This window comes from Geminicoccus flavidas (assembly GCF_009806515.1).
In the GTDB taxonomy this organism is placed as follows: domain Bacteria; phylum Pseudomonadota; class Alphaproteobacteria; order Geminicoccales; family Geminicoccaceae; genus Geminicoccus; species Geminicoccus flavidus.
Map to the genome: position 1 here is coordinate 1 of NZ_WUJP01000875.1, position 10,491 is coordinate 10,491.

The window sequence follows — 10,491 nt, forward strand, 5'->3', positions numbered from 1 at the left end:
TCAGGAAGGAGGTGCCGCGGATGACTTCGTCCCAGTCGGGAAATGCCATGTCCAACGACGCGGCATCGAGCACCAGTTCCAGGCGCGCCTGTTCCGGTTGATCCGGGTCCAGCAGGAGCTCGCCATGGTGCACGCGCATGGTCCCGGTCGCCGCGGCAAGGCCAGTGGCATCGACGATGAACTCGATGCGGATCCGGTCGGGATCGATCGCATAGTTCCGTACCGCCGCGTCCGCACGAGGTGCGGCCAGCAGGAGCAGGACGACCGTCAGCGCCCGAAAGGGATCATGCGCAGCAACACCTTGTCCTTCGAAATGAAATGGTGATGCAGGGCCGCGCCCACATGGGCTGCCAGGATAACCGCCAGCGTGATCGCGAGATAGTAGTGCACCAAGCGCAGCCACGCGTAGGCGGCCTCGGAGGGTGCGATCGGGTGGGGGACCGGGATCGTTTCGAAGATCACGGTCGGGATCCCCAGCGGCGACGCGGCGCTCATCAGGAAGCCGGTCACCGGCAGGCCGAGCAGGAGCAGGTAGAAGGCGATGTGCGAGAGATAGGCGCCCAGGCGGTGCAGGCGGCTCATCGTGGGCGGAAGGGGCGGCGGCGGGTCCCAGATCCGCCAGGCCAGGCGCAGCAGGGCCAAGCCGAACACCACGAAGCCGAACGACTTGTGCAGCTGGTAGAGCTCGTACTGCCAGAACAGGTCCTGGGTCTGGCCGACCATGTACCAGCCCAGCGCCCACAAGGGGATGACCAGTGCGGCCATCCCCCAGTGGAAGGTCTTGGCCACGAGGCCGAACCGCTCAGAGCCGTTGCGCAGTCGCATCAGGCCGGATCTCACCGGGCAGCAGCCTGAAGGTCGAACGCGACCAGCACCTCCAGCCCGACCATGGTGCCGGTGGCGAACTGGCCCGTGCCGACCCCGAAATCGGTCCGGGCGATCGGAACGGTACCCGTGGCATGGGCTTGGTCGCCATCAACCGTGATGGTCGCTTCGTGGCTGAGTTCGCGGGTCACCCCCTTCAGCGCCAGTTCGGCCTCGACCTGGTAACGGTCATCGCCGAGCGGCGCGAAGGAGATGGTCCGGTAGACCGCCTCGGCCGCACTGCCCACGTCGAGGAAGTCCGGACCCTTGGCCTGCCCGTCGCGCTGGCTGTCGCCGGACGTGAACGAGCCGAGGTCGACCGTGACCGTGACCCTGGACTGGTCCAGGGCGGCCGGATCAAAGCTCACCTCGGCCGCAAAGCGCTCGAAGCGTGCCTCAATGGGGGTCTGACCCTGTTGGATGGTCAGCGTCAGGCTGCTGGCCGCGGGATCGACCACCCAGTCCTTCGCCATGGCCGAGCCCGGCAATACCGTTGCCAGGCAGGCCAGCGCCACGGCCGGCAACAGGCCGGACCGGACCAGCGCCATGGCCGGCAGGAGGCCGGACCGGACCAGCGAAGGTCGAAGGTTCATGATGCCATACCTCGTCGGGTTCCGGAGCGGCCGGCTCACTCGGTCGCGGCGGCCGCGGGGCTGGTCTCCGTGTCGATCCGCACCGTCAATTCGTCGCCGACCGCGGGCACGAAGGCCGATACGCCGAAGTCGGAACGGCTGATCACGGTGGTAGCGGTGAAGCCGGCGGTCTCCACCTTGGTCATTGGGCTCGGCTCCAGCTTGTTCAGCTTCACGTCCAGCACCACCGGCTTGGTCACGCCCTTGATCGTGAGGTCGCCGATCACCTTGGCGCTGTCGTCCCCCACGGGCTCGACCTTGGTGCTCTGGAAGGTGATGGTCGGGAAGTTCGCGACATCCAGGAAGTCGGCGCTCTTCAGGTGCTCATCGCGCTTGGCGAACAGCGTGTCCAGGCTGTCGGTCTGGATGGTGAAGGCGACCGAGGAGGTTTCGGGCGCCTCTGGGTCGAGGCTGAGCTCGCCGGTGAACTCGCGGAAGAAGCCGTGCACGGTCGAGTAGCCGAGATGGTCCACCGTGAAGGTGATCGCGGTATGGCTGTTGTCGATCGCCCAGGGGGCGGGTGCCGCGAGGGCGGGCGCCGCCAGCGGGAGGGACAGGGCGGCGGCGAGCAACAGCTTCTTCATGGCGACTCCTCTGGGGACAATGAGGGCGGTGCAGCCCGGCGATCGTCGCGAGGCTGCCATGCCCGCCCGCCGGCCGACAGGCCGCATCCGGTCGACGGATTGTTTCTTCCCAAGGGATGATGGCTGTGTCATCCGCTCTGGTCATGGACCAGCTCACCGGCATGCGGGTATTCGCCACCATCGTGGACAAGGGCGGCTTCGCCCCAGCGGCCGCGGCGCTCGGCATGTCCAAGACCATGGTCAGCAAGCATCTGGCGGCCATCGAGGATAGGCTGGGCGTGCGCCTGCTCAACCGCACCACCCGCAAGATCGGCCTCACCGAGATCGGTGCGGAATATCTGCGCCGCTGCCAGGAGATCATCCAGCTCGTCGATGAGGCGGACGGCCGGCTGATCGAGAGCCACGACCACCCGCGCGGCCTCCTGCGGGTGAATGCCCCGGTCACCTTCAGCGAACGGCATCTGGCCCCATCGATCGCCGAGTATCGCCGCCGCCATCCCGACGTGCAGGTCGACCTCGTGGTCAACGACCGGGTCATCGACCTGATCGAGGAAGGCTTCGACATGGCAGTGCGGATCGGGCGGCTGAAGGACAGCACGCTCGTGGCCCGCCGACTGGCCCCCGCCCACATAGTGCTGGTCGCCTCGCCCGCCTATCTGGCCGCGCGTGGCCGCCCGGAACGGCCGGAGGACCTCGCCCGGCACGACTGCCTGATCTATGCCTATTCGGCGGAGCGTGACGAGTGGCGCTTTGCGGACGAAGGAGGTCCCAGGACGGTGCGGGTCAAGGGCCCGGTCAGCAGCAACAACGGCATGATCCTGATGCAGGCCGCGATCGACGGCCAGGGGATCGTGGCGCTGCCGACCTTCATTGTCGGCGATGCGCTGCGCGACGGGCGACTGGTCGAGATCCTGGCGAGCTACCGGCCGCAGGACCGCGCGATCTACGCAGTGTTCCCCGCCAACCGGCATCTCTCGCCCAAGGTGCGCAGCTTCGTCGACTTCCTGGTGGAGCGGTTCGGCGGGAGGCCCTACTGGGAGCCATGAGCAGCACGGCCCGCCTGCACCGGCAAGAGGCCGGCATGGCGTCCCGATGATGGCGGCCACTACTGTTCCGTCCGCCGCCGTTCCACCCGGCACCGCAGTGCTGGCCTGCCACGACTGCGGCAGGATCCAGGCCGTGCCCGCGGGCGACACGCGGCACCAGTTCCGCTGCCAGCGCTGCGATGCCGACCTCGGCGCCTTCGCCGGCGAGCTGGACGCGCCCGTGGCCCTGCTGATCGCGGCCGCGATCAGCTTCCTGGTCGCCAATACGATGCCGTTCATGACCCTCGACATCGAGGGCTTCACGCAGTCCACCACCCTGCTCTCGGCGAGCCGGGCGCTCTGGCAGGCGGACATGGCGCCGCTAGGTGCCCTCATGTTCCTGGTCGCCACCCTCGCACCTGCCCTGAAGATCCTGGGCCTGCTCTATGTGCTGGTGCCGCTGCGGCACGGCCGTCGCTGGCCGCTGGCCGGGCCGATCTACCGGTTCGTCGGCGGGGTGCGCCCTTGGGCGATGATGGAGATCTACCTGCTCGGCATCATCGTCGCCTACGTCAAGCTGATCGACCTGGCCCATATCGAGCTGGGCATCGCGGTCTACGCCTTCGTCGCCACCGTGCTGCTGGAAATCGCCGCCGAGGCCAGGGCCGAGCCGATGGCGGTCTGGCACGGGCTGATGGCCCAGGCGGGGCCAAACGTGCTGCAGGTGCCGAGGGGCCGCCAGCTCATGTGCTGCCATGCCTGCCGCCAGATGCTGCAGGTGCCGACCGGAGCCGACGGTGCCCGGTGCCCGCGCTGCCGGGCCCGCGTCTATGCGGACGATCCGGATGCCTGGAAGTCCTCGCTGGCCTTCCTGCTGGCCGCGGTCGTGCTCTACATCCCGGCCAACGTCCTGCCGGTCATGACGGTGATCTATTTCGGCTCCGGCCAGCCCGACACCATCCTGAGCGGGGTGGTCGAGCTCTGGCAGATCGGCATGTATCCGGTGGCGGCCCTGGTATTCACCGCGAGCATCCTGGTGCCGATCCTCAAGATGCTGGCGCTCGGCTGGCTGATCCTGCCGCCCGGCCGGAACAAGGACGTCGCCCGGCGCAAGACCCGCGTGTATCGTCTGGTCGAGCTGGTCGGGCGCTGGTCGATGGTCGACATCTTCATGATCGGGACGCTGACGGCGCTGGTTCACCTGGGCAACGTGGCCACGGTCGTTCCGGGTGCCGGGGCAATGGCCTTCGCGGCGGTCGTGATCCTCACCATGCTTGCCTCGGCGGCCTTCAACCCGCACTTCCTCTGGCATCGGGCATGAGCGACCCGACGCTGCAGCAGCCGGAGCCGGCCCGCGCGGTGCCGCGCGCGCGCAAGACCTTCGGCATCGTCTGGCTGGTGCCGCTGATCGCACTGGCCCTGGCGCTGTGGGTCGGCTGGACGAGCTGGAGCGCACGCGGCCCGGTGATCACCGTGACCTTCCAGACCGCCTCGGGCATCGAGGCGGGCAAGACCAGGCTGCGCTATCGGGACATCGATGTCGGCCAGGTCAACTCGGTCACGATCGCCCAGGACCTCCGATCCGTCGACGTCACGATCCAGGTGCAGGCGGAGGCAGAGCGGCTGATCAGCGAAACCAGCCGGTTCTGGGTGGTGCGGCCGCGCTTCGGCGGCGGCCAGATCTCCGGGCTGGAGACGCTGGTGTCCGGCGCCTATATCGAGCTGGATCCCGGTGCCGGCGGTGCCGCCGAGACGACATTCAGCGGGCTTGAGACGCCGCCGCGGGTGCGCTCGGACATGCCCGGCCGCCCCTTCGTCCTGCGGGCCGCCAGCCTCGGCGGCGTGTCGGTCGGCAGCCCCGTCCTGTTCCGCGGCATCACCGTGGGCGAGATCACCGACGTGGAGCCGCCGACCGACCGCGAGGATCTCGCCATCCACCTGTTCATCCGCCAGCCTTTTGCAGAGCTGGTGCGCACGACCAGCCGCTTCTGGCGCGAGCGCGGCATCGATTTCAGCGTGAGCGCGGAAGGAGTGCGCTTCTCGATCGGCAATCTCGAGACGCTGTGGCGAGGCGGGGTGGTGTTCGATGCGCCGCCGGGCGGCGAGATTGCGCCCGAGGGCTTGGCCTTCGCCCTGTTCGACGGGCCCGACAACCTGGACCAGGGCGCGATCACCGAGCGCATACCGCTGGTTTCTTATTTCCAGGGCTCGGTGCGTGGCCTCGTGGTGGGCGCACCGGTCGAGGTCCGCGGCATCCGCATCGGCACGGTCCGCGAGGTCCGGCTGGACTACGATGTCGCCACGCACCGGCTGCGCATCCCGGTGATCTACGAGATCGAGCCGCAGCGTGTGCGGCTCATCCACGCGGACGAGCTGACCAGGAGCGGTGAGGCCGGCCAGTCACATGCGCAGCTCGCAGCTCTGGTGCAGCGCGGCCTGCGTGCGCAGCTCGCCACCGGCAACCTGATCACCGGCCAGATGGTGGTCTCGCTGGACCTGGTGCCTGACGCGCCGCCGGCCGAGCTCGGCCAGGAGGGCGAGCTTGCGGTGATGCCGACCATCCCGAGCAGCCTGGACACGCTGGAACGCTCGCTCACCGGCATCATGGAGAAGGTGGCGGACCTGCCGATCGCGGACCTGACCGAGCAGCTCCGCGCCACGGCCGCATCGATCGCGGCTATCGCCGGCTCGGGCGAACTGCAGAGTTCGCTGACGAACCTGAACCAGGTGCTGGTGCGGCTCTCGGACCTGACCGGTAATCTGGACCGTTCCGCCACGCCGCTGCTGGCCGAGCTGGAGCGCACCGTGGGCGCCCTGGGAGATGCGGCCCGCTCGGCCGACAGCCTGATGGGCCCGCGCTCGACCACCCAGCGCGACCTGAACCGGCTGATGAGCGAGCTGACCCAGACCGCGCGCTCGGTGCGCGACCTCGCCGACTATCTGGAGCGCCATCCCGAGGCGCTGCTGCGCGGCAAGCCAGGAGGCCGGTACTGATGAGCAACCCGAGGCGGCTGCCCGCCTGCGTTCCGGCTGCCTGGATCCTGGCCGCCTGCATCCTGGTGGGCTGCGCCGGCACCACCGCACCGACCCGCTACTACCAGATGATCCCGGCTGTCGAGATGGACGCGGCCGTCAGCTCACCGATCAGGCTGCTCGGCATCTCGCCCGTGGGCTTTCCCGACTATCTGGACCGGCCACAGATCGTCACCCGGGTTACCGAGACCCGGATGACGATGTCCGAGTTCGACCAGTGGTCGGAGCAGCTTGAGCTGATGTTCAGTGAGGTGCTGACCGAGAACCTGCGCCGGCGCCTGGGTGGCGAGCATGTGGTGACCGTGCCGAACAATCGTGGGCTCGAGCCCAGCATCGAGCTCGACCTGAACGTGCTGCGCTTCGATGTGGACTCGGCTGGGCGCATCACTCTGGATGCGCGCTGGCGGATGTTCGACCACAACGGCCGGCTCCTGCTCACCGAGCACAGCCTGCTCGCGCAGGAGGCCACGCCCGGCGACTATGGTGCCATCGTCGACGGGATGAGCCACGCAGTGGCCGATCTGAGCGGCGAGATCGCCGCACGGCTGGCCGAGGCGGTGGCAGAAGCGGGACCTGGCAACGAGCGGAGGCGATCGTCGTGATCCTGGTGACCGGAGGGGCAGGCTTCATCGGCTCGGTGCTGCTGGCAGCGCTGGATGCGCGCGGCCTGCCCGACCTTGTCTGCTGCGATCGCCTGGGCAGCGGCGACAAGTGGCAGAACATCGCCAAGCGGCGGCTGGCCGACGTGATCCGCCCGGACAGGCTGTTCGGCTGGCTGGACCGCCATGCCGGCGAGGTCGAGGCGGTGTTCCACCTGGGTGCCCTCTCGTCGACGGACGAGCGCGATGCCGACCTGATCGTCCAGGAGAACATCCGCACCACGCTGGACCTGGTCGACTGGTGCGCCAGCCACCGCACCCGGCTGGTCTATGCCAGCTCGGCCGCCACCTATGGCGACGGCGAGGCCGGCTTCGACGACGATCCACTCCGCTTCAGCGAGCTTCGCCCGCGCAACGCCTATGGCTGGTCCAAGCTGATGGTGGATCGGCGGATCGTGGACCTGGCCGGGCGCGGCCAGAAGCTGCCGCCGCAATGGGCCGGGCTCAAGTTCTTCAACGTCTATGGCCCCAACGAATGGCATAAAGGCGGCCAGCAGTCGGTGGTGCCGCAATTCCTGAAGCAGATCCAGGAAACCGGGGTCTGCCGGCTGTTCAGGAGCCATCGCCAGGGCGTGGCGGACGGGGACCAGCGCCGTGACTTCGTCTGGGTGGACGACGTGGTCCAGGTGATGATGTGGCTCTACGACCACCCGGACCGCTCCGGCATCTTCAACGTCGGCAGCGGCCGCGCGCGCAGCTTCCTGGAGCTGGCCTACGCCGTATTCCAGGCGGTCGGCAGGGAGCCGGCGATCGAGTTCGTCGACATGCCCGAGCGGCTGCGCCAGCACTACCAGTACTTCACCGAGGCCCGGCTGGACCGGCTGCGCGCCGCCGGCTGCCCGCTCCAGCCGACGCCACTGGAGGAGGGGGTCAGGCGTTACGTGCAGGACAGCCTGCTGCGTGCGGACCCGTATCGATGAACCCGACCATCACGAGCGAGACCCTGCTGCACCGCCTGGCCGACGTGCAGGTCATGGTGATCGGCGACCTGATGCTCGACCGTGCGGTGTTCGGTCAGGTCGGGCGGATCTCGCCCGAGGCGCCGATCCCGGTCCTGGAGATGGGCCGGGAGGAGACCCGGATCGGCGGGGCGGGCAACGTGGTGGCGAACCTCCACGCGCTTGGCGCCCAGGTCGCTGCGGCCGGCATGGTCGGTGCCGATGCCGAGGGCGACGAGATCGCCGGGATGCTGGCCGAGCTGGCGCCGGCCGGTGCGATCCTGTGGCGCCAGGAGGGCCGCGCCACCACGGTCAAGACCCGGTACTGGGGCGGCGGCCAGCAGCTCCTGCGGGTGGACCGGGAGAACCGGGCGGTGCTCAATCAGGAGGGCATCGCGACGATCCTGGACTGGCTGGACGAGAAGATCGGCGACGTCCGGGCGATCGTCCTGTCGGACTATGCCAAGGGCGCACTGCCGCCGGCACTGGTGGAGCAGGTGATCGCGCGGGCGCGGGCGGCGGGCCGGCCGGTGCTGGTCGATCCCAAGGGGCGCGACTATGCGCGCTACCGCGGTGCCACCGTGCTGACGCCCAACCGGCGCGAGCTCACCGAGGCCAGCGGGGTCCCCACCGGGGACGACGGGGCGGTCGAGCATGCCGCCCAGGCCTTGCGGACCAGCATCGGAAGCGATGCCGTGCTGGCGACGCTGGGCTCCGATGGCATGCTGCTCGCGACCAGTGCGGGCGCCACCCGGATCCCGGGCATCCGCCGCGAGGTGTTCGACGTGGTCGGCGCTGGGGACACGGTGATCGCGACGCTGGCCGCTGGCCTGGCCGCGGGCAGCGATCTGGCCGAGGCCGCCAGACTCGCCAATCTCGCAGGCTCGATCGCGGTGACCCGGATCGGCACGGTGCCGGTCGGGCGCGCCGACCTGATGGCGGCCCTGGCACCAGCGCATGGCAAGGTGGTGGAGCTGGAGCGCGCCGCCGAGATCGTCGCGGATGCAAGGCGCAAGGGCCGGCGGGTCGGCTTCACCAATGGCTGCTTCGACCTGCTGCATGCCGGCCATGTCGCCTACCTGCATGCCGCGAAGGCGCGCTGCGACCTGCTGGTGGTCGGACTGAACGACGACGCCTCGGTCACGCGCCTGAAGGGCCCGGGCCGGCCAGCCAACCGGCTGGCGGACCGGGCGCGGGTACTGGCCGCACTGGCCGATGTCGACCTGGTGGTGCCGTTCGCCGAGGACACGCCGCTGCGCCTGATCACCACGCTGCGCCCGGAGCTCCTAATCAAGGGTGCGGACTATCGCCCCGATCAGGTGGTGGGGGCGAGGGAGCTGGCCGAGTGGGGCGGCGAGCTCTACCTGGCGGAGATCCAGCCCGGCCTGAGCACCACCGCCCTGCTCGAGCGCGGGCCCCGGCACTGACGGTCGTGGCTTCCATGCATCGGATGTCCGCCCCTGCGGACCGCACCCTGGCCGCTCCTCAGGCGGCGCGCCAGATGATCGCCATGCACTCCCCGAGGATCCAGCCGATGGACCGCCGCAGCTTCCTGGCATCCGGTGCCGCGGCGGCGGGATCCGTGGCAGCGCCGCGCGCCCTGCGCGCGCAGGAACAGGTGGTCCGCTTCAGCCATGCCGAGGCGCCGACCACGCCCAAGGGTCGGGGTGCGGAGCTGTTCCGGCAGCGGATCGAGGCGCTGACCGGCGGCCGGGTGCGGGTGGAACTGTTCCCCAACAGCGAACTCGTGCCCCCGCAGGACGAGATGGAGGCGCTGGCGCTGGGCCAGGTGCAGATCATCGCACCGCCGCTGTCCCACTTCGGGCGCTACGCCAAGAGCTTCCAGCTGTTCGACCTGCCCTTCCTGTTCCGCTCCACCGCGATGTTCGACCAGTTCCAGGCGAGCGAGGCGGCGCTGGCCCTGCGGGTCTCAGTCGAGCGCCTGAGCTTCGTGGGCTTGGCCTACTGGCGGGAGGGACCAAAGCAGCTGTCCGCCACCCGGGCGCTGCGGCTGCCCGCGGATGCCGGGGGGCTGCGTTTTGCCACGGCGGCCTCGGTGCCGCTGGCCCGCCAGTTCGAGATCCTGGATGCCGTACCGGTACCGCTTCCCCATGCCGAGTTCGGCGACGCGCTGGTGGGCGGCCGGGTCGACGGTCTGGAGACGAGCTGGGCCGGGCTCGCCCGGGCCGAGCTGTTCCGGCTCCAGCCGTTCGTGACCGAGACCGGGCACGGCGTGCTGGGCTCTATGCCGGTGGTCTCAACCGAGTTCTGGCGCGCCCTGCCCGAGGACCTGCGTGCCGCGTTCCGGACCGCGATGGAAGACGCCCGCCAGGAGGTCGCCGGGCTGGCCGATCAGGAGGACCGGGACGCCCGGGAAGCCATCCTGCGCTCGGGCGCTTGCCAAGCGGTCGCCCTGCGGCCGGACGAGCGTCAGGTCTGGATCGATGCAACCCGGCCGGTCGTCACCGAGTTCCAGGCGGAGATCGGCGAGGACTTGGTGCGCGCCGTGGAGCGCGCCGCCGCCGGGTAGGGCGGGCGCGCCAGCCTGCTCAAGCGAGCGGGGCCAGGGCTGTGCGGAGCAGGCGGTCGAACTGGGTCTCCGGCTCGACCCTGACCCGTGGCAGCCCGAGCCAGCTGGCCAGTGCCGCAAGTTCCTGCGCCAGTGCGGTGGCGGTCGCACCCGGTTCGCTGGCCGGCTCCAGATGAGCGGAGCGGACCAGCAGGCAGCCGGTGGCGCGCTCGGCCTTGAGGTCGAC

Annotated in this window: 11 protein-coding genes and 1 pseudogene; 7 read left to right on the top strand and 5 right to left on the bottom strand. The window is 69.7% G+C overall.

Going from position 1 to position 10,491, the window contains the following annotated elements:
* The 4 genes from EQG76_RS33680 to EQG76_RS24950 form a co-directional block, all read right to left on the bottom strand.
* Positions 1–271 (bottom strand): YceI family protein (locus tag EQG76_RS33680; RefSeq protein ID WP_407925569.1); only part of this gene is annotated, 271 nt, incomplete at its 3' end.
* Positions 268–825, bottom strand: coding sequence for a cytochrome b (locus EQG76_RS24940; protein WP_159717329.1), 558 nt, complete (start codon positions 823–825; stop codon positions 268–270). The genes EQG76_RS33680 and EQG76_RS24940, both read right to left, overlap by 4 nt.
* 11 nt (positions 826–836) lie before the next feature.
* Entirely contained in the window at positions 837–1,457 is a 621-nt protein-coding gene (locus tag EQG76_RS24945) for a YceI family protein (protein ID WP_159717331.1), read from the bottom strand.
* A gap of 35 nt (positions 1,458–1,492) precedes the next feature.
* On the bottom strand, positions 1,493–2,080 hold the full coding sequence (locus tag EQG76_RS24950) for a YceI family protein (RefSeq protein WP_159717333.1): 588 nt from the start codon (positions 2,078–2,080) through the stop codon (positions 1,493–1,495).
* A gap of 125 nt (positions 2,081–2,205) precedes the next feature.
* Between EQG76_RS24950 and EQG76_RS24955 the strand changes: the two genes are divergently transcribed.
* The 7 genes from EQG76_RS24955 to dctP all read left to right on the top strand — a co-directional run bounded on the left by EQG76_RS24955 (position 2,206) and on the right by dctP (position 10,265).
* The gene (locus tag EQG76_RS24955) at positions 2,206–3,126 is read left to right on the top strand and encodes a LysR family transcriptional regulator (protein ID WP_235031552.1); all 921 of its coding nucleotides are present in this window, start codon (positions 2,206–2,208) and stop codon (positions 3,124–3,126) included.
* A gap of 46 nt (positions 3,127–3,172) precedes the next feature.
* Positions 3,173–4,426 carry a paraquat-inducible protein A gene (locus EQG76_RS24960; protein ID WP_159717335.1) on the top strand — a complete coding sequence of 418 codons (1,254 nt, stop codon included), beginning with the start codon at positions 3,173–3,175 and terminating at the stop codon, positions 4,424–4,426.
* On the top strand, positions 4,423–6,099 hold the full coding sequence (locus tag EQG76_RS24965) for a PqiB family protein (protein WP_159717337.1): 1,677 nt from the start codon (positions 4,423–4,425) through the stop codon (positions 6,097–6,099). The genes EQG76_RS24960 and EQG76_RS24965 overlap by 4 nt, the downstream gene beginning before the upstream one ends.
* Positions 6,099–6,740, top strand: a complete 642-nt coding sequence (locus EQG76_RS24970; protein ID WP_159717339.1) for a PqiC family protein — start codon at positions 6,099–6,101, stop codon at positions 6,738–6,740. The genes EQG76_RS24965 and EQG76_RS24970 overlap by 1 nt, the downstream gene beginning before the upstream one ends.
* The gene (rfaD, locus tag EQG76_RS24975; protein ID WP_159717341.1) at positions 6,737–7,717 is read left to right on the top strand and encodes an ADP-glyceromanno-heptose 6-epimerase; all 981 of its coding nucleotides are present in this window, start codon (positions 6,737–6,739) and stop codon (positions 7,715–7,717) included. Before EQG76_RS24970 ends, rfaD begins: the two co-directional genes overlap by 4 nt.
* Positions 7,714–9,162 carry a D-glycero-beta-D-manno-heptose-7-phosphate kinase gene (rfaE1, locus tag EQG76_RS24980; protein WP_159717343.1) on the top strand — a complete coding sequence of 483 codons (1,449 nt, stop codon included), beginning with the start codon at positions 7,714–7,716 and terminating at the stop codon, positions 9,160–9,162. Before rfaD ends, rfaE1 begins: the two co-directional genes overlap by 4 nt.
* Positions 9,163–9,269: 107 nt before the next feature.
* Positions 9,270–10,265, top strand: a complete 996-nt coding sequence (dctP, locus tag EQG76_RS24985; RefSeq protein ID WP_159717345.1) for a TRAP transporter substrate-binding protein DctP — start codon at positions 9,270–9,272, stop codon at positions 10,263–10,265.
* A 19-nt stretch (positions 10,266–10,284) separates the two neighbouring features.
* Here the strand turns inward: dctP and EQG76_RS24990 are convergent.
* A pseudogene (locus tag EQG76_RS24990) lies at positions 10,285–10,491 on the bottom strand (winged helix-turn-helix domain-containing protein); the annotation flags it as partial.

Excerpts from the sequence above, each read along its gene's own strand:
- EQG76_RS24945 (WP_159717331.1), bottom strand. The coding sequence starts at position 1,457 with ATGAACCTTCGACCTTCGCTGGTCCGGTCCGGCCTCCTGCCGGCCATG.
- EQG76_RS24970 (WP_159717339.1), top strand. The coding sequence starts at position 6,099 with ATGAGCAACCCGAGGCGGCTGCCCGCCTGCGTTCCGGCTGCCTGGATC.
- EQG76_RS24960 (WP_159717335.1), top strand. The coding sequence starts at position 3,173 with ATGATGGCGGCCACTACTGTTCCGTCCGCCGCCGTTCCACCCGGCACC.
- dctP (WP_159717345.1), top strand. The coding sequence starts at position 9,270 with ATGGACCGCCGCAGCTTCCTGGCATCCGGTGCCGCGGCGGCGGGATCC.
- EQG76_RS24950 (WP_159717333.1), bottom strand. The coding sequence starts at position 2,080 with ATGAAGAAGCTGTTGCTCGCCGCCGCCCTGTCCCTCCCGCTGGCGGCG.
- EQG76_RS24940 (WP_159717329.1), bottom strand. The coding sequence starts at position 825 with ATGCGACTGCGCAACGGCTCTGAGCGGTTCGGCCTCGTGGCCAAGACC.
- rfaE1 (WP_159717343.1), top strand. The coding sequence starts at position 7,714 with ATGAACCCGACCATCACGAGCGAGACCCTGCTGCACCGCCTGGCCGAC.
- EQG76_RS24965 (WP_159717337.1), top strand. The coding sequence starts at position 4,423 with ATGAGCGACCCGACGCTGCAGCAGCCGGAGCCGGCCCGCGCGGTGCCG.